Raw genomic sequence first — 21,162 nt, forward strand, 5'->3', positions numbered from 1 at the left:
GTCGCCCGGCGGTACGCCGGCGACCCGGCCGGCTGGCCGGTCGCGCCCCGCTTCGACCCGGTCGAGCGGTGGTACCACCGGATCGCCGCCACGCCGGAGCACGAGGTCTGGCTGCTCACCTGGCTGCCGGGCCAGCACACCGACCTGCACGACCACGGCGGTGCCAGCGGCGGTTTCACCGTCGTCTCCGGCACCCTGACCGAGGAGACCGTCACCCGCGCCGGCGCGCTGCGCGCCCGCCCGTTGCCGCCGGGCGCCGGGCGGCGGTTCGGTCCCCGCTACGTCCACCGGGTCAGCAATCTCGGGCCCGACCCGGCGATCAGCGTGCACTGCTATGCACCCGAATTGACTAGCATGACCCGATATGACCTGACCGACGGCGTCCTCCGGATCGCCGAAGTCGCGCGCGCGGGGGTGGCCTGGTGAGCCGTTCGATAGACGAGATCCTGGCGGAGGCGCGGGAGCGCCTGGTCCGGCTCGACCCGGAGGCCGCGCACCTCGCGGCCCGGTCCGGCGCGGTGCTGGTCGACACCCGGCCCGTCGGCCAGCGGGAGGCGACCGGCACGATCCCGGGCGCGCTGGTCATCGACCGCAACGTGCTCGAGTGGCGCCTCGACCCGCGCTGTGACGCGCGGCTGCCGATCGCGGACTCCTACGACACGCACTACATCCTCTTCTGCCAGCAGGGCTACTCGTCCTCGCTGGCCGCGGCCTCACTTCAGGATCTCGGCCTGCATCGGGCCACCGACCTGGCCGGCGGCTTCGTCGACTGGCGCGCGGCCGGGCTGCCGGTCCTGCCGCCGCCCCGGCCGACCCCCAACCTCGTCCTCGCACACCCCCGGGAGGAACCGTGACCGCGCACACCACCCTGCTCGCGTTCCCGTCACCGTCCGTCACCGACGAGATCTGGATCGACGTCGCCGCCCGCCAGGTGCTCCGGGCCGGCCGCGAGGTGCCGCTGACCCGCCTGGAGTTCGACCTGCTGCTGTTCCTCGCCGAGCACCCGCGCCGGGTGTTCAGCCGGGAGCACCTGCTGCGCACCGTCTGGGGCTACGAGATCGCTGGCCCGCGCACGGTCGACGTCCACATCAGACGGTTGCGGAGCAAGCTCGACACCCCGGTCGTGCGCACGGTGTACGGGGTCGGCTACCGCCTGTCGGACCAGGCCGCCATCACCCTCGTCGCCGACGAAGCCGCGTAGCGCGCGATGTGACACCTCCACCGGCGAGGGCGCTGGACGGTGTGGAGGTGCTTTCATGCGTCATCTTGCGACCGTCATCGCCGCAGTGGTCCTCGGTCCCGCGACCTGGGTCCTCATCGCCTTCGGGCAGGACCGCTCCGTGGCCGTGTTCGATTCCGACTCCCTGTCCGGTGGCGACCCGCTCGGCGCCTTCGTGTTCCTCGCCGCGGCCGGCCTGTTACTCGGCGTCATCGGCACGCTGCGCTTCTCGCCGCTCGGCGCGACCCTCGTCGGCCTCGGCTACCTGGGCAGCGCCGCCGCGGCGGTGTTCGCGCCGGGACGCGTGATCGACCTGTTCGACCACACGCTGACCATCGCGGGCCGCGACGGAAACCTGGCGACGCCGGTACGCACCGGAAGCGCCGCGATCCTGGGCGCCCTGCTGGTCGTGGCGGTGGCGAGCGCCAAGCGCTGGCGCCGCTGGCCGGAGCCGGCCACGCCCGAGGCGGCGGAGGACGAGCCGCTCATCCCGCTGGACCCGCGCGGGGGCGACACGGAGCTGGTGGGCTCGTCGGTGGGCTTCGGCACGCAGCGGGACCGCCTGGACGGCAAGGACACCACGGGCTGGGACGCCGGCCCCCGCGCCAGGTGGTGACGTCTAGCGAGCGCTGAGCGAGGGCCAGCGCGCGGCTGCCCAGGCCGCCCAGTCGGGCGACCCGGGCGGCTCGCCGCCGGCCAACTCGGCCGCGTCCGGCGCCTCGAACATCTCCCGCCACGCGTCGGCCTCGGCGTCCGTGATCGGGAAGGTCTGCTCCGGGGTCACCGCCTGCCGATGCCGGATCCGCGCGAGCTGCGTGGCGCGGTCGACCGGAAGATAGACCACCCGGCACGTCGCGCCGGCCGCCGCGGCCAGCCACCGCAGGGCCGTCCGCTCGTCGCGCGACCAGAACCCGAAGTCCAGCACGACGCTGGTACCCAGCCGCAACGCGTCGAGCGCCACCGAGATGAGCCGCCCCTCGAGCACGTCACGCTTGCCGCCGGCATCGGACTCACCGAACAGCGGGATCATCCACTCGTCCGGAGTGAGCCGCAGCGCCCGGTGCCGCTCCGCCAACGAGCGGGCGAGCGTGGTCTTGCCGGCCGCCGGGAGGCCGACGACCAGGAACAGCGTGGCCACTAGTCGTCGCCGTCGCCGCCGAGGAAGTCCAGCAGGCCCTGGGCGTTGCGCTGGGCGTAGTCCGAGTAGCAGTTGTTCATCAGCACGTGCGTCTCGTCCGCCGACGAGGCCAGCTTGCGCAGCTTCGGCGCCCACTGCTTGAGCTCGCGGTCCGAGTACTCGTAGCCGAACTTCTCGTAGATGTTCTTGCTCGTCCACTTGAGACTGTGCCCGTGGAAGCGCATCACCGCCAGCTCCGCCGTCGCCTCCAGGATCGGCGGGATCGACGAGCGGTGGCCCTGCGGCATGTCGACCGCGACGTACGGCAGGTGGTGCTGGCGCAGGAACTCCAGCGTCTCCACCCGGTTGTCGCCCTCGAACCACGACGCGTTGCGGAACTCGAACACCGGCCGCAGGGGCTTGACCCGGTCGCGGACCTCGAGCAGGAAGCTCTTGTTGGACCGGCGGATGCCGAACCACGGCGGGAACTGGAAGAGCAGCGCACCCATCTTGCCCGCCGAGACGAGCGGGTCGAGCGCCGTCAGGAACCGTTCCCAGATCTGCTCGTACACCTGCGGTGGCAGGTCCTTGGGGTAGACGTTGGTCTTGTCGGTCTCGGGCCGCAGGTCCTTGAAGATCGAGCTGACCTTGGTCGGATGCCCGGTGAGCAGGCTGTACGCCTTGATGTTGAACGTGAAGCCCGGCGGCGTGCGGGCGGCCCACAGCGTGGCGGTCTGCTCGGCGGGCGGCGCGTAGTAGGTCGCGTCCACCTCGACCAGCGGGAACCGGCTGGCGTAGTAGGCCAGCCGTTTCTCCGGCGTGTCCTCGCCCGGCGGATACCACCCCGACTCGAGCAGCGTCTTGTCGGTCCAGGAAGCGGTGCCGACCTTGATGTCGCCCACAAAGACGACCCTAGGCCGCCCGGCGCTCCTTCGCCTGCTTGCACGCCACGCACGAGGTGGCGGCGGGGAAGATTTCCAGCCGCTCGATCGGGATCTCGGAACCGCACGTCTCACACGCGCCGTATCCGCCGGCCGCGAGGCGCGCCAGCGCGTGCTCGTACTGGAGGCGGCGGTCGAGGATCACGCCGAGCACCGACCGGGCCGCGTCGCGCTCGGCCGCCTTGGAGCCGCTGTCGGCCTGGTCGTCGCCGGCCGAGTCGCCCACCTCGATCAGCCGCAGGCGGTGGCCGCGGTCGCGCTCGGCCTCGTACTCCGCGGTCAGCTCGTCGTAGCGGGCCTGCAGCGTGCGCTGGATCTGCTCGGTGCGGGTCGGGTCGTCAACGATCATGGCGGCCGCCTTCCGGATGTCGGTGGAGGAGCGGGCGTTTACCCATCCTCCGCGCAGGCCAAACCAGTCACTCCGCTCACTCAGGTCTCATTCACGCCCGACGAGCCGCTCATTCACGCCCGACGAGCCGCTCATTCGCGCTCGACCAGGGCCGGATGGCGCGGGTCGTCGGTGCGCACGACCACGTCGGCCCAGCCCGCGGGATCGACCTCGGCGGCGTAGCGCCGCCAGGCCGGCAGCGTCCACGCCCAGTCCGCCGGCGTCCGCCGGGCCAGCGCCGCCGGCGACACCGCCAGGTGGACGGTCAGGTCGAAGCCCAGCCCGCCGCCGAGCAGGAAGCCGCCCGTGACCAGCACCACCGCGGCCGGTTCCAGCGACTCGTAGGGCGCCCGGCTGGCCCGGTCCGTGGCCGGGTCCCACAGCGACGGCAGGATCCGACCGGCGCCGCCGGGCCCGGCCGGGTCGAGCACCTCCCGGCGCAGCCCGGCCTCGTCGAGCCAGTCCGTGTAGAACGCGTCCGGGTTGGTCCGGCCCTGTTCGAAGCGGAGCGACGCCGCCTTCAGGAAGCCGTTCGCGGGCACGGCGTGCGCCGGCCGCCCGCGCAGTCGCAGGGCGTCGACCAGCGCGGCGGCGAGCGGGTCGGGCCCGGCGAGCGGGCTGCCGTCAGCTGACGGTCGATCCAGCGGACCCGAACCAGGCGGCGGCGGACCGTCGAGCGCGACGCGGAACCAGCCGGGCGACCGCGCGATCCGCTCCGCGAGATCCTCGACGAACAGTTCCGGAGTGATCGGCCGCACACGCACCCGCCCATGATGCCCCGGCACCGGCAGGATGTCCGGCATGCGGGCGGTGCTCACCGGGTTCGCCGGGATCTGGCTGGTCACGCTGGCCGGCTACCTGGCGGGCCGGTTGCGGATCCTCGGCCCGGAGGCCACGGCCCTGCTCGCCCGCATCGTGTTCTACCTGGCCGCGCCCGCGCTGCTGTTCTCGACGCTGGCCACCTCGAGCCTCGACAAGGTGTTCACGCCGGCGCTTGCCGTGTTCGTGCTCAGCACGCTCGTGGCGGCCGGCCTCTACGTCGCGATGACCGCGACCAGGCGGCCCGCGGCCGAGGTGACGATCGGCGCCCTCTGCGCGTCCTACGTCAACGCCGGCAACCTCGGCCTACCGATCGCCGCGTACGTGCTCGGCGACGCCTCCCTGGTCGTACCCGTGCTGCTGTTCCAGCTCCTGATCGCGACCCCGACGGGCCTCGCGGTGCTGGACGTCACCGCGGCCGGCCACCGCCCCGCCCCGCTGCGGCTGCTCTCGGCCCCGCTGCGCAACCCGATCAGCCTCGCCTGCCTCTGCGGCCTGGTCGTGGCCGCCGCCGGCTGGCGCCTGCCGCCCGAGGTGCTGCGCCCCTTCGACCTGGTCGGCGGTGCCGCCGTGCCGCTCGCACTGATCGCCCTCGGCCTGGCGTTGCGGGGCAGCCGCCCGTTCGCACCGGGCCCGGACGCCGGCCAGCGCTACCTCGCCGTCGTGCTCAAGGTCGTGGTGCAGCCGACGGTCGCGTGGGCGATCGGGCGTTTCCTCTTCCACCTCGACGGCCACGCGCTGCTGGCCGCGGTCGTGCTGGCGGCGCTGCCGAGCGCGCAGAACCTCTTCGTGTACGCGACCCGCTACGACCGCGGCACCGGGCTGGCCCGGGACGCGATCGTGCTGTCGACCCTGGCCGCCGTGCCCGCGATGCTCGTGGTCGCCGCCCTGCTCACGTAATTGGTAGGGTCCGCCGGTGACGGTTACCCCTGCCGACGTGACCACCGCCGTGGCCCTGCTCCGGGCGACGCTGCGCGACGTGCCCGACGACGCCTGGGACGTGCCGGCCGGCGCACTCACCTGGACCTGCTGGGAGACGATCGAGCACACCGCGGACGACCTGTTCGCCTACGCGCTGCAGATCGGCCTGTCCGACGCGCCGACCGACACCCACGTGCCGGCGCGCTGGCACTACGAGCGCGACGGCGGCCCGCCCGGCACGGCCGCCGCCCGTACCCGCCGAACGAACCGCTGACCAGCGCGAACAGCAAACCGTCAGACCAGCGTGAGATGGTGTCCCGCATGCAGGAGCATCCCAACGTCGCCGCCGTCCAGGCCGCGCTGGACGCCGCCGGGGCCCGCGACGCCGCCGGCCGGCCCAGCCAGGTCCGGATCCTGACCGAGGCCGCGCCCACCGCGGCAGCGGCCGCCGCACAGCTCGGCGTCGAGGTCGGCCAGATCGCCAACTCGCTGGTCTTCGCCGCCGACGACGCCCCGCTGCTGGTGCTGACCAGCGGCGCGCACCGGGTCGACACCGCCCGGGTCGCCAAGGAGCACGGCATCGACGAGCTACGCCGGGCCACTCCCGACTTCGTCCGCGAGCACAGCGGCCAGGTGATCGGCGGCGTCGCGCCGGTCCACCCCGGCCGGCCGGGCATGCGCACGCTCGTCGACACCGCCCTGTTCGCGTTCGACGAGGTCTGGGCCGCGGGCGGCATCGCCCACGCGGTCTTCCCGATCACCCCGGCCGAGCTGGAGCGACTAACCGGCGGCACGGTCACCGACGTCGCCTGAGCACCGCCATGGACGCGGTCACGCTGCACGTCTGGCGGATGCCCAGGAAAGCCCTCCCCCGTGTGCTCGTCCACATGGCGACCGACCGCGGCCGGCTGCGCCGCCACCCCGGCGTCCGCTTCGCCAAGCTGCTCGGCACGGGCACCGGCACCGGCTTCGGCCCGGGCGACGTCGACGCGACGCGCTGGGCGGCCCTCCTTGTCCACGATCCGACAGCCACGCCCGAGCCGATCACCGCGTGGACCCGGCTCAGCGAGGCACACGCCCAGATCGACCTCGCTCCGATCACCAGCCGCGGCACCTGGAGCGGCCGCCAACCGTTCGCGACCGACGCCGACGCCCGCACGCAGGGCATGGTGCTGGCCCTGACCCGGGCCCGGATCAGGCCAACGCGGGCGGCGACGTTCTGGCGCGCCATCCCGACGGTGGCCGCCGCCCTGCCCGACGCGCCGGGCCTGCTCGCCCGGTTCGGCATCGGCGAGGCGCCGATCGGCTGGCAGGGCACGGTGACCGTGTGGCGAAGCACGGCAGATCTGGTGCGATTCGCGTACCGTCAGCCGGAGCATCGTGCCGCCATCGCGCGCACGGCGCAGGTCGGCTGGTACGCGGAGGAGCTGTTCGCCCGGTTCGCGGTGTCCGGCATCATGGGTGACCTCGGGGTGCTCGGCTGGGCACAGATGACAAGGAGCGATCCGGCATGAGGCTGGTGCCGTGGAAGCCGGACGACCTGGCACGTCGGCTCGACGACGTGGTGGCCGTCTACGGTGAGGCGATGGGCTATCGGCCGGAGCTCATGGAGGCCCGGCGCGGGATCATCGCCACGCACGTGCGCCGGGCCGGGTTCCGCGCGGTCGCGACCCTGACCACCGACGGCCAGCTGGCGGGTTTCGGCTACGGCTACGTCTCCGGCTCCGGGCAGTGGTGGCACGACCAGGTCCGCTCGGCGCTCACCGAGGAGCAGCGCAACCGCTGGCTGAAGGACTGCTTCGAGGTCGTCGAGCTGCACGTCCGCCCGGCCGCGCAGGGTCACGGCGTCGGCGCGCGCCAGTTGCGCACGCTGCTCGCGATGGCACCGGGCTCGACCACGCTGCTGTCCACGCCCGAGGCCGACGAGCGCAAGTCCCGGGCCTGGCGGCTCTACCGGAGCTTCGAGTTCGTCGACGTCCTACGCGAGTTCCGCTTCCCGGGCGACGAGCGGGCGTTCGCGGTGCTCGGCCGGGACCTGCCGCTGCGGCCGCCGTCCGGGGAATGACACCAAGGCTCCCATGGCTCGGGCTGGGTCTGCTGATCCTCGCCCAGATCTGCTATCCGCTGACCAGCGGCGGCGCGCGGGCGGCGGTCACCGTCACCACGGTCGTCCTCGGGTTCGCGCTGTCCGTCGGGCACGCCGCGCTCACCCGCGGCCCGCGCGTGGCCGGCGCCCTCGTGCTCGTCACCACCGGCGGCGGCCTGCTGGTCGAGGCGGTCGGCGTCGGCACGGGCTTCCCGTTCGGCGACTACACGTACTCCGGCCAGCTCGGTCCGAAGATCGCCGGCGTCCCGTGGGTGATCCCGCTGGCCTGGACCTGGATGGCCTGGCCGGCCTGGCTCGCCGCCGTGCGGCTGACCCACAACCACGCGGCGCGCGTCCTCGTCGCCGGTGTCGGGCTCGCCGCCTGGGACGTCTTCCTCGACCCGCAGATGGTCGCCGAGGGCTACTGGACCTGGTCGAACCCGTCGCCGAGCCTGCCCGGGATCCCGGACGTGCCACTCGGCAACTACCTGGGCTGGCTGGTCGTGGCGGTGCTGATGATGGCCGCGCTCAGCACGGTCGCCGGCACCGCGCCGGGGCGGGACGCGCCGATGTACGCGCTCTACCTGTGGACCTGGTGCTCCAGCATCCTGGCGCACGCCGCGTTCCTCGACCTGCCCGCGTCGGCGGGGTGGGGCGCGCTGGCGATGGGGCTCGTCGCGGTGCCGCTGGCGGCCAGCCTGGTCAGGATCGACGACGGGGTACGGGCGTGAACGCGCTCTGCTGGCTGCCGGCGGCGGTGGCCGGGGTGCTGACCCTGCACGCGGTGATCAACGCCCGCCTGCTGCGCCGCCCCGCCGCGGACAGCTACCCGGACCCGGTCGCCGTGCTGCTGCCCGTGCGCGACGAGGCCGCGCGCGTCGAGCCCTGCCTGCGATCGCTGCTGGCCCAGCGCGGCGTACCCGAAATGTCCATCCTGGTCCTCGACGACGGCTCGACGGACGGCACCGCCGACGTGGTGCGCGCGGTGGTCGGCACCGACCCGCGGGTGCGGCTGCTCACCGGTGCGCCGCTGCCGCCGGGCTGGCTCGGCAAGCCGCACGCCTGCCAGCAACTGGCCGACGCCGCCACCGGCACCGGCGTCCTGGTGTTCGTCGACGCGGACGTGGTCCTGGAGCCGACGGCGGTCGCCGGTGCCTGCCGGTTGCTGCGCGGATTTGGCCTGCTCAGCGCGTACCCCCGGATCGTCGCGGAATCGTGGGGTGAGCGGCTCGTGCAGCCGCTGTTGCAATGGTCGTGGCTGACGTTCCTGCCGCTGCGGGCGATGGAACGGTCGCGGCGACCGTCGCTGGCGGCGGCGGGCGGGCAGTTCCTGATCGTGGACCGGGCCGCTTACGACGCCGCCGGCGGGCACGCGGCCGTGCGGTCCTCGGTGCTGGAGGACATCGCGCTGGCCCGCGCGGTGAAGCGGGCGGGTCGGCGGATCACGCTCGCGGATGGGTCGCGGGTCGCGTCGTGCCGGATGTACGGATCGTGGCGCGAGCTGGTCGCGGGCTACACGAAGTCGCTGTGGGCGTCGTTCGGTTCCCGGTCGGGCGCGGCGGCCGTGGTCGCGTTGCTCTTCCTGGTGTACGTGGCGCCGCTCGCCCTGATCGTCGCCGGAGCGCTGGCGTCGTCCGCCGGTCTCCTGCTGGCCGGCTGCGTCGGCTACGGGCTCGGAGTGCTGGGCCGGGCGGTAACCGCGGCCGCGACCGGCGGGCGGTGGTGGCCGGACGCGCTGGCCCACCCGGTGTCGGTGGTGCTGTTCGGCTGGCTCGTGGCGCGCTCCTACCGGCTGCGGCGGGCCGGCGTGCTCCGCTGGCGGGACCGACCGGTGGTGCCGGCCGGAGGAGGCTCGCATGGCTGACGTGGTGGTGATCGGCGCCGGCGTGGGCGGTCTGGCGTGCGCGGCGCGGCTGGCCGCGGGCGGGCACCGGGTCACGGTGTTCGAACGGTCCACGGTGGTCGGTGGCAAGCTCGGCCGGCGCGAGGTGGTGCGGCCCGAGGGCACGTACCGGTTCGACACCGGGCCCAGCCTGTTGACCCTGCCGCAGGTGTTCGACGAGCTGTTCGCGGTGATCGGCGGTGAGCCACCGCCGATGGTGCCGCTGTCTCCGGTGGTCCGCCACGTGTTCCCGGACGGCGCGGTGCTCGACTCGTGCGCGGACCCGGCCGAGTTCGCCGACCGGATCGGCGCCGCGTTCGGTGCTCCGGCCGCGGACGACTGGCGAAAGCTGTGGCGGCAGGCCGGCCGGGTGTGGGACGCGTCGTGGCGGGACATCCTGCGCCGCCCGGTCGACTCGCCGACCGCCCTGGCCGGCCTGGCGTGGCGGCTGGGTGACCTGGCGGCGGTGGCGCCGGGGCAGACGCTGCGCGGCCTCGGCCGGCGGCGGCTGCGCGACCCGCGGCTGCGGATGCTGCTGGACCGGTACGCGACCTACACGGGCGCGGACCCCCGCCGGGCACCGGCGGCGCTGGTCGCGGTGCCGTACGCGGAGCTGTCGTTCGGCGGTTGGTACCTGCCGGGCGGCCTGGCGACGCTCGCCGACGCCTTGCTGGAGCGGTGCGTCGCGCTCGGCGTGTCGGTGCGGACCGGCGAGCCCGCCACCCGGATCGAGACCGCCGGCGGCCGGGTCAGCGGAGTCCGCGTCGGCAGCGCGTCCGTGCCGGCGGACGTGGTGGTGTCCAACGTGGACGCTTCGACGCTCTACCGGGACCTCTTGCCAGCGCCGCGCCGCCTGGCCCGCTTGGCCGACCGCAGCCTGGCGGGCTTCGTGCTGCTGCTGGGCGTGGCGGGCCGGACGCCGGGGCTCGCGCACCACACGGTCTTCTTCCCGACCGACTACGACGCCGAGTTCGACGCGGTCTTCGGCGGCCGGCCCGCGCCGGACCCGACGGTCTTCGTCACGGTGGCCGACGACCCGCTGGTCCGGCCCGCCGGCCACGAGGCCTGGTTCGTGCTGGTCAACGCGCCGCGGCACGGCGTCGGGCGGGGTGCGCTCGACTGGAACCGGCCGGGCCTGGCCGACGCGTACGCCGACCGGGTGTTGGCGGTGTTGGCGGACCGGGGAGTCGACATCCGGGACCGCGTGCTGTTCCGCGAGGTGCTGACGCCGGCCTGGCTCGAGAGCGCGGCGGGCGCACCGGGCGGCGCGATCTACGGCACGGCCGGCGGGTTGCTCCGCCCGGCGAACCGCGGCCCGGTCCGCGGCCTGTTCCTGGTGGGTGGCTCCACCCATCCCGGCGGCGGCCTGCCGATGGTCGCCCTGTCGGCCAGCATCGTGGCGGGCGAGATCGGTCCCGCCTAGGCTGCACGGGATGCGCCTGCCACCGCTGCCCGCCCCCGCACCGCCGGTCACGGAGGAATGGTTGCGGGAACGCAACGTCGGCGGTGTCCTGCCTCGGCTGCCGGGCCCGATCGAGATCGTGGCATACGACCCGTCGTGGCCTGCGGCGTACGCCGGACACGAGGCCCGCATCCGCGCGGCGCTCGGCGACGTCGCGCTGGCGATCGAGCATGTGGGCTCGACCGCGGTCCCCGGCCTGGCGGCCAAGTTCCGGATCGACGTCGACGTGATCGTCGCCGACCCGGGCGACGAGGCTGCCTACCTACCGGCCCTGGAAACGGCGGGCTACGAGCTGAAGGTCCGGGAACCGGACTGGTACGACCACCGCTGCCTGCACGGCACCGATCCCGCGGCCAACGTCCACATCTTCCCGCCGGACTGCGACGAACACCTCCGCCACCTGATCCTCCGCGACTGGCTCCGCACCCACCCGGAGGACCGCGACCGCTACGCGGCGGAGAAACACCGCATCGCCACCTCGACCATCACCTACATGGCCGAGTACGCGTCCCAGAAGTCAGCCGTCATCCAGGCCATCCTCCGCCGCGCCGGCCTGACGTAGCCCCTGCCGTGACACAGACACCTCCGGGTTGTCTGACACGGACCCGCGGCGCTGGCTCGCTGTCAGCGCAGGTTCGGCTTCGGTCGCTGACGCTTCGGTCGTGCGTCGCGGACCTGGCAGCGAGCGGAGCGAGCGGTGTCTGGCGGGAGCGACGGTCGTGACCACGACGGACCCGAGTCCATCATGGATTCCGCTCCTGAGCGGTTCGCGGTCAGCGCAGGAGGCGGCGGACCGCGCGCGAGAGTTGGGCCAGCCCGAAGGCCGCGAGCAGGATCCAGATGACCAGGAAGACGGTCAGGGTGCCGGGGACGAGGTCGCGGTCCAAGCCGCCGGCGGCTGCGGCGATCAGGAAGGCGACCGTGGTGACGCTGACGCGGCTCGGGCGTTCGCCGACCGTTACCGTGCCGATCTCGGTCATGCCCGCGGCCGTGGCGCGGGCGCGGATGTATTCGTGCAGCCAGGACAGTGCGCCCGCCGTAAAGACCAGGGGTGCCGGGGCGCCGGCCACCCAGAAGGCGGTCAGCCAGCAGAGTTCGCCGAGGCGGTCGGCTACCGAGTCGTAGACGTAGCCCAGGCGGGTCGTGCGGTCCGTGGCGACGGCCACGGCGCCGTCGACGCTGTCGGCGATCGCGGCCAGCAGGACCAGGACGCCCGCGGTGAACAGGCCCTCCGGGCCCCGGGTCGCGGCGATCGGGGTGGCCGCACACAGGGCCAGGCCGCCGACCGTGACCGCCGTCGGGCTCACCCGCAGGCGGCCCAGGCGCGAGCCGATCTCGTAGGACAGGCGGACCCAGCCGCGGACCACCGCGCCCGCCTGGCGCGGGTCGAAGCCGCCGTGCAGCGCCGCCCAGCGTGCCGCGTAGTCGTGCCAGCCCAGCCGTGTGCTCACGTCAGCTCAACCGTCGTTGGGCGGTCGAGGTCACACCGCCGCGTCGACCCGTAGGTGTTGCCAGACCTCGCGGGTCGCCGTGGAGCGGTTGAGGGTGATGAAGTGGATGCCCGGGACGCCTTCGGCGAGCAGCCGGCGACACATCCCGCTGGCCTGTTCGATGCCGAGCTTGCGGACCGCGTCCGGGTCGTCGGCCACCCGCGCGAACTGCTCGGCCAACGCCGGTGGGAACGGCGCGCCGGACAGCTGCTCGGAGCGGGCGATCGTGCTCATCCTGGTCACCGGCATCACGCCGGGCAGGATCGGGGTGTCGCAGCCGGCGGCGGCCACGCGGTCGCGGAGTCGTAGGTAGTCGTCGCCGTCGAAGAACATCTGGGTGATCGCGAAGTCGGCGCCCGAGCGGCACTTGCGGATGAAGTGCTCCGTGTCGCTGGCTATGTCGGCCGACCGCGGGTGCTTGTAGGGGAAGGCGGCGACGCCGACGCAGAAGTCACCGGACTCGCGGATGATCCGGACGAGATCCTCGGCGTAGTCGACGCCCTCGGGGTGGCGGACCCACTCCCCGTTGGGATTGCCGGGCGGGTCGCCGCGCACCGCGAGGATGTTGCGGATGCCCGCGCCGGCCAGGCGGCCGATCACGTTGCGCAGCTCGGCGACGGAGTGGTTGACCGCGGTCAGGTGGGCCATCGGCAGCAGGGTGGTCTCGGTGGCCACGCGCTCGGTCACCGCGACCGTGGTGTCGCGGGTGGTGCCGCCCGCGCCGTAGGTGATCGAGACGAAGGACGGCTGTAGGGACTCGAGCTCGCGGATCGCGCGCCACAGCTGCACCTCGCCCTCGGGTGTCTTGGGCGGGAAGAACTCGAACGAGAAGGTCGGGCCCGCATCGCGGATGAGGTCACCGATCGACGGTTGCGATCCCGGCAGGATCGAAGGGAGTCCGAGCGCCACGGATCGAGCGTACCGGCTGGGGGTCGTGCGGGACCGCCGCACGGAGTGCCTGTGGATAACGAGGGTTCACGCTGGTGACGGCGTTGGCGATGCGGTGGGTACGGGAAAACGTCGCACCCGTGGGGTACATGTGTTCTACGCGCCGCGGGCCGCTCCCACGGTCCGTTGGTCGGCGCGTGGGGATGCCGTTCGCGGTGTCCGGGGGCCACAGGCGTGCACCGCTGCTACGGGGAGGGTCCATGATGTCCGCGTCGCCACCGCACCCGTTCGACGCGGCCGGTCCGCGTCCGTCGTTCGGCCCCTATCTGGCGCAGCTGCGGCTACGCCGGGGTTGGAGCCAGCTCCGCCTGGCCGAACAGCTCTGCGCCGCGTCGGGCAGCTCGACCGTGACCCGGCACGAGGTCAGCCGCTGGGAACGCGAGGACCGGCTGCCGGCCGACTTCTGGCTGGGGTGGCTCGCCGCCGTCCTCGACGCGCCGGCCGACGGCCTGGCCGACGCGGCTGAGCGCAGCCGGGTCCGCCACCGGCTGGTCGCGCCGGAGCGGGCCGGTCCCGGCCGGCCGGAGAGCCGCGACCGGGTCGGGCTCGACCTGCTCGGGCTCGCGCACACGTGGCTGACCAGCGACGAGACGCCGTTGATCGGTCCACCGCGGTCGGCGTCGCCGGCCGGCGACCGGCCCGCGCGGCCGACCGTGGCCGAGGTGACCGCCCGGCTCGTCGCGGCACGCCGGCGCGACGACGTGCTGGGCGGCGGCGAGCTGGCGGCGGCGGTGCACGGGCTGGCGATGGCCGCCGCCGACGCCACCGCACCGCCGGCCGGGGTTGCGCTGACCCGCAAGGCGGCCCGGCTACGGGCCGAGGTGGCCCAGCTCCGCGGCTGGACCCTGGCCGACGCCGGCGACCCGCGCGGCGCGCTGTCGGCCTACCGCGCGGCGCTGGGTGCGGCGGCGGCCGCGGACGACCGGCCGCTCGCCGGCCATGTGCTCGGCTCGGCGAGCCACCTCCTCGCCGGCACCGGCGACCCCGGGCCCGCGCTGCTGCTGGCCCGCACCGCCTACGCGGGGTCCCGGCGGGCGCTGTCGGCGTCCGGCCGCGCCCTGCTGCTCCACCGGATCGCGTTCGCCGCCGCGTCGGCCGGGCTCCGGGGTGCCGCCGAGGCCGCGCTCGGCGCCGCCCAGCGGGCCTCCGATCGGCGGGCCACCGAGCATGATCCGCCGTGGCTCTACTGGCTCGACGAGGGTGAGCTCGACGCCCTGGCGGGCCGCTGCCTGGTGGTGCTCGGGCGGCCGGCGCGGGCGCTGCCGCTGCTGTCCCGGGCCGCGGCCCGGTCGGGGCTGCCCCGCACCGCCGCGCTCGACAAGGCGTGGCTGGCCCGGGCGCGGCTCGACGCCGGGGAGGTCGAGGGCGCGCTGCTGGTGGCCGGCGCGGCGGTGCTCGACACGATCCGGGCCGGGTCGACGCGGGTGTGCGACCTGCTGACCGTGTTCGGCGACCGGCTCGCGCCGCATGCCCGGCTGCCGTCGGCACGGGACTACGCGGACCTGATGGTCGCGGCGCGGCCCTACCTGCCACGCCCGTTGGCCGCCGAGCCGGTGGCGGCGGATCGGGCGGCCGGCGATGGCTAGGCGGACGGGCGCGCAACGGGTGGGCCAGGCCGGGCCGGCGCGTGGGCGGCCCTGGTCGTCGGCGGCCCATCGATGGTCACCCGATGGGGGTCGAGGGCCGCCGATCAGGAGCGGTCCCGCCGCTGTACGCGGTGGCGGGCGGCCAGGCAGTTACCGCTGCGTTTGTCGTTCGGGCGGATTGACCCTAGCGTCGTGGCGTGACCGCGCCGACCAGCCCCTCCGACGCCGCCGGCCCGGGCCCTGCCGACCCCGACCGACCGATCGTCGCCACGAGCCTGCCCGCCACCGACCGGGTGCGCCTGCGGCAGCGGGTCGACAAGTCGCTGGCCTGGTTCCTGGCCGACCGCCGGGCATGGATGGCCGACGTCGACAGCGCCCTGGCTCCCGTCGCCGACGCCATCGAGGGCTTCGTCCTGCGCGGCGGCAAGCGGCTGCGGCCGGCCTTCGGCTACTGGGGGTTCCGCGGCGCCGGCGGTCGCGACTCCGACCAGGTGGTCACCGCGCTGGCGGCGCTGGAGCTGGTCCAGGCCAGCGCGTTGATCCACGACGACCTGATCGACCGCTCCGACACCCGGCGCGGTGAGCCGGCGGTGCACCGCCGGTTCGCGGGCCGGCACCGGGCGCACGGCTGGGCCGGCGACGCCGACGGTTTCGGCGACTCCGCGGCCGTGCTCCTCGGCGACCTCTGCCTGGTCTGGTCCGACGAGTTGCTCCACGCCGGCGGCCTCGACCCTGGGGCGCTCTCCCGCGCCCGCCCGGTATTCGACGAGATGCGCACGGAGGTGACGATCGGCCAGTACCTCGACGTGCTTACCCAGGCGACCGGCGACACGTCCGTCGAGCGCGCCGGGAAGATCGCCCGCCTGAAATCGGCGAAGTACACCGTCGAACGGCCGCTGCTGCTCGGCGCCGCGCTGGCCGCAGCGCCCATCGAGGTGACGGCCGCCTATTCGGGGTACGGGCTGCCGCTCGGCGAGGCCTTCCAGCTGCGCGACGACATGCTCGGTGTGTTCGGCGACCCGGCGCTGACCGGCAAGCCGGCGGGCGACGACCTGCGCGAGGGCAAGCGCACCTTCCTGGTCGCGGCCGCGTTCGAAACCGCGGACGAGGCAGGCCGCCGCGACCTCGGGCGCCTGCTGGGCTCGCCCGACCTCGACGCGACCGGCATCGCCCACCTCCGGGAGGTGATCGTCGAGAGCGGCGCCGCCGAGCGGACCGAGCGCCGGATCGCCGCGCTCCTCGACGCCGCCCTGTCGGCGATCGACGCGGCGCCGATCGGGGACGAGGCCCGGACGGCCTTGATCGATCTTGCCCACGCGGCCACGACCCGCACCGACTGAGTGCTGCCTACCTGGTGAGCTCGGTGGGCGGGCCGGCGGCGTCCCGCGGCCGGCGTGGGATTATCGATGGCGTGCGTGGCCTGGACAGCCCGTGGGGTCTGCGCGTCACCGGGCTTGTCGGGGTCGCCGTTGTCGCCGCCGGGGCATACGGAGCGGGAGCGTTGCCGGGACGGGACCCGGGCGCGGGCCTGCGTGGCCCCGGCACGCCCGGCGCCACCTTCTGGCTGGGTCTCGCGGGCTGGGTGATCGGCCTCGCGATCCTGTCGGGCGCCTGGTGGCGCCTCGGCCGCCACCTCGGCGGGGTGAGCAGCCGCTGGTTGCTGGTCACCGCCGCGCTGTGGGCCCTCCCCTTGTTGATCGCGCCGCCGCTGGCCAGCCGGGACGTTTACTCCTATGCCTGCCAGGGCGAGATCTGGCGCTCAGGGCTCGACCCTTACGCACTGGGGGCGGCCGACGGCGGCTGTCTCTGGGCTGGGGCGGTGCCGGAACTCTGGCAGCACACGCCGGCGCCGTATGGGCCGGTCGGTGTCGCACTGTCCGGTGTTGCCGCGGCGGTTGCGCGGGCCGTCGGTGGCCCGGCCGACAATCAGTTGCTCGCGGCGGTCGCCGTGCTGCGGGTGGTCGCGCTGATCGGTGGGGTGCTGATCGCGGCGTACGCGGGGCGGCTCGCGAGCGCGGTCGGGGTCTCGCCAGTCGCCGCGCGCTGGCTGGGGCTGCTGTCGCCGCTGGTCGCGGTTCACCTGGTCTCCGGCGCACACAATGACGCCCTGACCGCGGGCCTGACCGTGGCCGCTCTAGCGATCGCAGTGCCGGCGGCAGCCTCCGGTGCGGCGAACCGGGCGACCGCGATGGAGACTCCAGCCACCGCGCTGCACGGCGGAACCGCTTCGCGGACCGGGATCCTTGGCGGCGTAGCTCACGGTGGAGGGGTCACGGTAACCGCCGGAGGGGCGCCCACCAGCACGAATGATGGCTTTGAGCGAATTAGGGAGCACTCCCCGCACGCGCCCGGCGTCGTCACCGGCGGCCACGACGGCGCGAGCGAGGGCACTACCGAGCGTCGCCCGCGGCGAATGACGCGATCGGACGGAGGCGGCGCGGGCCTGCCCGTCGCGGCCGGCGCCTTGCTCGGCCTCGCTGTCGGCATCAAGGTCACCGCGATCATCGCGCTGCCGTTCGTGATCCTGCTCGTCGCCGGCCAACGGATCCAGCGCGGCGCCAGCCCCGCCCGCACCATCGCGCTCGCCGCGGCCACCGTCACCGTGAGCGGTGCGCTCGTCTTCACCGCCGCCAGCCTGGCGACCGGGCTCGGGCTCGGCTGGATCGGCGCCCTCTCCGACACCGGCAGCCTCGTCCAGTGGACCTCGCTGCCTACGGGCCTCGGCATGGCCGTCGGCTACCTGCTCCGTGCGATCGGTCAACCAGGCGCCGTCGACACCGCGGTCGACGTCGCCCGGGTGGGCGGGATCGCCGCCCTCGCCGTCATCGGGATCGCGCTCTGCTGGCGGGCGCTGCAAGCCACGCTGCGGCTCGCGCCACCCACGACAGACCCGGCACCGGCCGGCGGCGCGGCCGTGACCGCGCCACCGCCAAGGACTCAACTCGTCGACACCGCAAACCGGGTCGAGGACGACCGACGGACGCCTGGCGACCCCCGATACGCGGACCCGCGTGCCGAGGCAGGCCAACACCGATTCGATCGGACCGCAGGCGGCACGGCCGATCTCGAACCCGCGGCGACGCACCGGCGGACTGTCGTCGCTGCCTGCGGTTGGGCTCTGGTCGCGGCGGCATTCCTGCTCCCGGTCTTCTACCCCTGGTATGCCCTGGTCCCGCTGGCCGTCCTCGCCTGCGCCACCCCACCCGGCCGCACCAGAGCCGCCCTGGCCGCCACGACCATCGCCGTCACGGCGTTGACGCTCCCCAACGGCCTCGGTATCCCGGTGCTGACCAAACTCCCCGGCGCCATCCTCGACGTCGCCATAGTCGGAGCCCTGATCGCCTACCGCCTCCGCAACCGCCGCGACGACCCAGCGCCCGCCGTCGACCGACGCTGACGGCTACCGCTTCCGCAACCACCGCAGCAACCACGACGTCCCAGAGCCCGCCGCCGGCCGCCGCTGAACCCCGACCCGCCCCCAGAACACCCACAGCGACAACGTCAACAACACCAACGCGAACCCGAACAGCAGATCCTCGACCGGCGCGTACACGAGCCGCACCCCCACGATCGCCGCCGGGTCGTAGCGGACGATCTCGCGGCCCGTCAGAATCCCGTTCGACAGCAGCTGGAAGAACACGATGATCGGGTACGTGGCCCAGAACACCCGACGCCGGACCAGCCGCGTGCGGAGCACGAACAGGTCGACGAACAGCGCGCCCAGGACGCCGAGGAGGGCCGCGGCGGTGTAGCTCACTCGTCGCCCGCCGGCCGGCGCAGCACCGCGCGGACCGCCTCGAAGCCCAGGATCGCGCACAGCGGCACGACCAGGAAGAACAGCAGTTCGTCCAGCGGCAGGTCGAAGGGCAGCAGCACCCCGGTCGTCTGGCGCGGGTCGAACGACCAGTGGCCCGCGGCGATCGCGGCGATGTCCCAGGCCGCGAACACCGCCATCACCGGCACCAGGGTCAACAGGAGGCGGCGCCAGCGGCGCAGGACGTTCACCCGCAAGGTCGGTTCGAGCCAGAGTGCACCGGCCAGGCAGCCCACCAGGACCGCCAGGTACGCGAACCGCAAACCTAGAAGCCCAACGCCTGGGCGCGGCGCTTCACCTCGGTGGCCTGGTCGCCGCCGAGGGCCACCGCCGGGAAGCCGGGGAGGGTGGCGTCCTCCGCGTAGAGCCACCGCAGGCACTCTTCGTCGTTGTACCCAGCGTCATGGAGCAACGTGATGACGCCCGGCAGGTGCTTGAGCACGGTGCGGTTCGCCACCAGCTCGGCCGGCACCCGCAGGACGCCGTCGCGGCGGACCGCCAGCAGCGAGCCGTCGCGGACCATCTGGTGCACCTTGCTGATCGACACGTCGAGGCGCTCCGCCACGTCGGGCAAAGGCAGCCACTGAGCGGGAACGGTTTCGGTCACCCGCTCACATTGCCACGCCGACGCGGCGTGACACCACCGAACCACCCGGTACGGGGTATCGCCGTACCGGCCGAGCATTTTCGGAAGGATCTCCCGTGACCACCTGGCGGGGTGTGCGCAAGGAAATCGTCGGCGCATGGCGGTCGGTGCAGTACGACCTGGCCAGGGCACGCCGACGCGGCTCGGACGGCGACGAGACCACCGAGCTGATCTTCCCGGAGCACAGTCGACCGCCGCGCCGGCTCTTCGCCACGGGCGGGTTCGCCCTGGTCAGCATCGTCGGCGCGCTCGGCACCTACTTCGCCGTCGTCAACGGCCTGGGCGCGCTGCTGGAGGGCGAACCGGCGCAGGCGGAGACACCCGCGAGCGTCGTCGCCGGCGCCGCGCGCACCGGCCAGCGCCCGCAGGACGTGCGCCCGGACAGGCCCGCGCGGATCGCCCGCCAGGGTGGCCCACTCACCGTCGCCGGCCGGCAGGCCGCGTCGGGCCGAGCCGGTTCATCGGATACGCACGACGGCGCACCCACCGGCGTCGGACCCGCCCCGGATCTGGTGCGCGGCCCGGGCGACCCGATGCCCGAAGAGTCACCGGCGGACACCCCGGATCCGCAGGACCCGACCGGCACGCCGAGCCCGACCGCCAGCCCCACACCGGATGAGCCGTCCCCCACCGGCGAGCCCACCCCGTCACCCACCGTGAGCCCGACGGCCGACGACCAGCACTACGAGGGCCGCCGGCGGCACCACCGTCACCCCCGCCACCGGGACGAAAACCCCTGAATGCGGGGTTACCGGAGAAGATGACGGCACGGCTGTGTCGCACGAACCACGCCTGCACATAGACTGCCTGCCGATGGACATCCAGGTCGCTGACTCGCTCTTGGGCACGCTGGTCGACGGGCGCTACCGCATCCGTGGGCGGGTGGCCCGTGGCGGCATGGCGACCGTCTACACCGCGACCGACGAGCGCCTCGAGCGCACGGTCGCGCTCAAGATCATTCACCCGGCGCAGGCGCGCGATCCGGAGTTCCTCGAGCGGTTCACCGACGAGGCGAAGACGATCGCCCGCCTGACTCACCCGAACGTGGTCGCGGTCTACGACCAGGGCGTCCACGCCGGGCTCCCCTACCTGGTGATGGAGTACGTGCGCGGCCACACGCTGCGTGACGTGCTCGCCCAGCGCCGCCGGCTCAACCCGGGTGAGTCGCTGGCGATCCTCGAGCAGATGCTCGCCGCGATCTCCGCCGCCCACCGCGCCGGCCTCGTGCACCGCGACGTCAAGCCCGAGAACGTCCTGGTCGCCGAGGCGCCCAGCGGCGGCCCCGGCAACCTCATCGACAGCGTCGTCAAGGTCGCCGACTTCGGCCTGGCCCGCGCGGTCGAGGCCAGCGCCACCGACGCCGACGGCGGCCAGCTGATGGCGACCGTCGCCTACGTGGCCCCGGAGCTGGTCACCGACGGCCGGGCCGACCCGCGCAGCGACGTCTACTCCGCCGGCATCGTGCTGTTCGAGATGCTCACCGGCCGCGTCCCCTACGACGGCAACCAGCCGGTCGAGGTCGCCTGGCAGCACGTCGACCGCGACGTCCCGGCACCGTCGTCGCTCGTGGCCGGCATCCCACCGGTCCTCGACGAGCTGGTCGCCCGGGCCACCCGGCGCGACCCGCAGGCCCGCCCGACCGACGCCGGCGCGTTCCTTTCCGAGGTGCAGGTCGCCCGCGACGACCTCGGCGCGGCCAACGCCAACACGGCCCTGCTGCAGCAGGTCTCGGCGCGCACCGTGACGATCTGCCCGGCAAGGGCTACGCGACGATCGAGCTGGGCGCGCCGACGGGCCTGCCGACGGAGATCCTGGTGCTCGCGGCGGCCGCGATCATCGTGGC

The 21,162-nt window shown here is 74.1% G+C and carries 26 protein-coding genes and 1 pseudogene; 18 read left to right on the plus strand and 9 right to left on the minus strand.

Annotated elements, in window-relative coordinates:
- From AB0H87_RS19315 to AB0H87_RS19330, 4 genes and pseudogenes are all read left to right on the plus strand, one after another.
- Positions 1–426: cysteine dioxygenase family protein (locus tag AB0H87_RS19315; RefSeq protein ID WP_360146971.1), on the plus strand; the 426-nt coding region annotated here is incomplete at its 5' end.
- Positions 423–854, plus strand: a complete 432-nt coding sequence (locus AB0H87_RS19320; protein ID WP_360146974.1) for a rhodanese-like domain-containing protein — start codon at positions 423–425, stop codon at positions 852–854. The genes AB0H87_RS19315 and AB0H87_RS19320, both read left to right, overlap by 4 nt.
- A gap of 65 nt (positions 855–919) precedes the next feature.
- Positions 920–1,201: pseudogene (locus AB0H87_RS19325) on the plus strand (winged helix-turn-helix domain-containing protein); the annotation flags it as partial.
- 55 nt (positions 1,202–1,256) lie between these two features.
- Positions 1,257–1,835, plus strand: a complete 579-nt coding sequence (locus AB0H87_RS19330; RefSeq protein WP_360146977.1) for a hypothetical protein — start codon at positions 1,257–1,259, stop codon at positions 1,833–1,835.
- A gap of 3 nt (positions 1,836–1,838) precedes the next feature.
- Here AB0H87_RS19330 and AB0H87_RS19335 read toward each other — a convergent pair whose 3' ends face one another.
- From AB0H87_RS19335 to AB0H87_RS19350, 4 genes are all read right to left on the minus strand, one after another.
- Positions 1,839–2,357: an ATP-binding protein gene (locus AB0H87_RS19335; RefSeq protein ID WP_360146980.1), complete on the minus strand. Its 519-nt coding sequence runs from the start codon at positions 2,355–2,357 to the stop codon at positions 1,839–1,841.
- On the minus strand, positions 2,357–3,238 hold the full coding sequence (locus AB0H87_RS19340; protein ID WP_360146983.1) for a DUF72 domain-containing protein: 882 nt from the start codon (positions 3,236–3,238) through the stop codon (positions 2,357–2,359). The genes AB0H87_RS19335 and AB0H87_RS19340 overlap by 1 nt, the downstream gene beginning before the upstream one ends.
- A gap of 10 nt (positions 3,239–3,248) precedes the next feature.
- Positions 3,249–3,626: a TraR/DksA C4-type zinc finger protein gene (locus AB0H87_RS19345; RefSeq protein ID WP_360146986.1), complete on the minus strand. Its 378-nt coding sequence runs from the start codon at positions 3,624–3,626 to the stop codon at positions 3,249–3,251.
- Between the two features lie 131 nt (positions 3,627–3,757).
- Positions 3,758–4,429, minus strand: coding sequence for a uridine kinase (locus tag AB0H87_RS19350; RefSeq protein WP_360147042.1), 672 nt, complete (start codon positions 4,427–4,429; stop codon positions 3,758–3,760).
- 37 nt (positions 4,430–4,466) lie between these two features.
- On the opposite strand from AB0H87_RS19350, the gene AB0H87_RS19355 reads away from it, so the two are divergent.
- The 9 genes from AB0H87_RS19355 to AB0H87_RS19395 are packed head-to-tail and all read left to right on the plus strand — an operon-like array spanning position 4,467 to position 11,397.
- Positions 4,467–5,384, plus strand: coding sequence for an AEC family transporter (locus AB0H87_RS19355; RefSeq protein ID WP_360146989.1), 918 nt, complete (start codon positions 4,467–4,469; stop codon positions 5,382–5,384).
- Between the two features lie 16 nt (positions 5,385–5,400).
- Positions 5,401–5,679 carry a hypothetical protein gene (locus AB0H87_RS19360; RefSeq protein WP_360146992.1) on the plus strand — a complete coding sequence of 93 codons (279 nt, stop codon included), beginning with the start codon at positions 5,401–5,403 and terminating at the stop codon, positions 5,677–5,679.
- Between the two features lie 47 nt (positions 5,680–5,726).
- The gene (locus AB0H87_RS19365; protein WP_360146995.1) at positions 5,727–6,218 is read left to right on the plus strand and encodes a YbaK/EbsC family protein; all 492 of its coding nucleotides are present in this window, start codon (positions 5,727–5,729) and stop codon (positions 6,216–6,218) included.
- 8 nt (positions 6,219–6,226) lie between these two features.
- The gene (locus tag AB0H87_RS19370; RefSeq protein WP_360146998.1) at positions 6,227–6,919 is read left to right on the plus strand and encodes a monooxygenase; all 693 of its coding nucleotides are present in this window, start codon (positions 6,227–6,229) and stop codon (positions 6,917–6,919) included.
- Complete coding sequence (locus AB0H87_RS19375; RefSeq protein WP_360147001.1) at positions 6,916–7,470, plus strand: GNAT family N-acetyltransferase; 555 nt, start codon at positions 6,916–6,918, stop codon at positions 7,468–7,470. Before AB0H87_RS19370 ends, AB0H87_RS19375 begins: the two co-directional genes overlap by 4 nt.
- Entirely contained in the window at positions 7,467–8,222 is a 756-nt protein-coding gene (locus AB0H87_RS19380) for a carotenoid biosynthesis protein (RefSeq protein WP_360147004.1), read from the plus strand. Before AB0H87_RS19375 ends, AB0H87_RS19380 begins: the two co-directional genes overlap by 4 nt.
- Positions 8,219–9,355, plus strand: coding sequence for a glycosyltransferase family A protein (locus AB0H87_RS19385; protein ID WP_360147007.1), 1,137 nt, complete (start codon positions 8,219–8,221; stop codon positions 9,353–9,355). The genes AB0H87_RS19380 and AB0H87_RS19385 overlap by 4 nt, the downstream gene beginning before the upstream one ends.
- Positions 9,348–10,796: a phytoene desaturase family protein gene (gene crtI, locus AB0H87_RS19390; RefSeq protein ID WP_360147010.1), complete on the plus strand. Its 1,449-nt coding sequence runs from the start codon at positions 9,348–9,350 to the stop codon at positions 10,794–10,796. The genes AB0H87_RS19385 and crtI overlap by 8 nt, the downstream gene beginning before the upstream one ends.
- 10 nt (positions 10,797–10,806) lie before the next feature.
- Complete coding sequence (locus AB0H87_RS19395; RefSeq protein ID WP_360147013.1) at positions 10,807–11,397, plus strand: GrpB family protein; 591 nt, start codon at positions 10,807–10,809, stop codon at positions 11,395–11,397.
- Between the two features lie 211 nt (positions 11,398–11,608).
- On the opposite strand, the gene AB0H87_RS19400 is transcribed toward AB0H87_RS19395, so the two are convergent.
- Entirely contained in the window at positions 11,609–12,286 is a 678-nt protein-coding gene (locus AB0H87_RS19400) for a CDP-alcohol phosphatidyltransferase family protein (protein WP_360147016.1), read from the minus strand.
- Positions 12,287–12,316: 30 nt separating this feature from the next.
- Entirely contained in the window at positions 12,317–13,234 is a 918-nt protein-coding gene (gene metF, locus AB0H87_RS19405; protein ID WP_360147019.1) for a methylenetetrahydrofolate reductase [NAD(P)H], read from the minus strand.
- A gap of 239 nt (positions 13,235–13,473) precedes the next feature.
- Here metF and AB0H87_RS19410 point away from each other — a divergent pair, with 239 nt between their 5' ends.
- The 3 genes from AB0H87_RS19410 (at position 13,474) to mptB (ending at position 18,256) form a co-directional block, all read left to right on the plus strand.
- Positions 13,474–14,859, plus strand: coding sequence for a helix-turn-helix domain-containing protein (locus tag AB0H87_RS19410; protein ID WP_360147022.1), 1,386 nt, complete (start codon positions 13,474–13,476; stop codon positions 14,857–14,859).
- A gap of 356 nt (positions 14,860–15,215) precedes the next feature.
- Complete coding sequence (locus AB0H87_RS19415) at positions 15,216–16,199, plus strand: polyprenyl synthetase family protein (protein ID WP_360147045.1); 984 nt, start codon at positions 15,216–15,218, stop codon at positions 16,197–16,199.
- 71 nt (positions 16,200–16,270) lie between these two features.
- Positions 16,271–18,256 carry a polyprenol phosphomannose-dependent alpha 1,6 mannosyltransferase MptB gene (gene mptB, locus AB0H87_RS19420; RefSeq protein ID WP_360147024.1) on the plus strand — a complete coding sequence of 662 codons (1,986 nt, stop codon included), beginning with the start codon at positions 16,271–16,273 and terminating at the stop codon, positions 18,254–18,256.
- Between the two features lie 3 nt (positions 18,257–18,259).
- On the opposite strand, the gene AB0H87_RS19425 is transcribed toward mptB, so the two are convergent.
- From AB0H87_RS19425 to AB0H87_RS19435, 3 genes are read right to left on the minus strand one after another with little or no spacing between them, the layout of a single operon-like run.
- A complete protein-coding gene (locus AB0H87_RS19425; protein ID WP_360147027.1) occupies positions 18,260–18,616 on the minus strand; it encodes a lycopene cyclase domain-containing protein in 357 nt (118 codons plus the stop codon).
- Entirely contained in the window at positions 18,613–18,936 is a 324-nt protein-coding gene (locus AB0H87_RS19430) for a lycopene cyclase domain-containing protein (protein WP_360147030.1), read from the minus strand. Before AB0H87_RS19430 ends, AB0H87_RS19425 begins: the two co-directional genes overlap by 4 nt.
- A 2-nt stretch (positions 18,937–18,938) precedes the next feature.
- Positions 18,939–19,280: an Rv2175c family DNA-binding protein gene (locus tag AB0H87_RS19435; protein WP_360147033.1), complete on the minus strand. Its 342-nt coding sequence runs from the start codon at positions 19,278–19,280 to the stop codon at positions 18,939–18,941.
- Between the two features lie 95 nt (positions 19,281–19,375).
- On the opposite strand from AB0H87_RS19435, the gene AB0H87_RS19440 reads away from it, so the two are divergent.
- Entirely contained in the window at positions 19,376–20,059 is a 684-nt protein-coding gene (locus tag AB0H87_RS19440; RefSeq protein WP_360147036.1) for a hypothetical protein, read from the plus strand.
- A 73-nt stretch (positions 20,060–20,132) separates the two neighbouring features.
- The coding region (locus AB0H87_RS19445) for a protein kinase (RefSeq protein WP_360147039.1) at positions 20,133–21,162 on the plus strand (1,030 nt) is incomplete at its 3' end.

The organism is Asanoa sp. NPDC050611 (genome assembly GCF_040654855.1).
Taxonomy (GTDB): domain Bacteria; phylum Actinomycetota; class Actinomycetes; order Mycobacteriales; family Micromonosporaceae; genus Asanoa.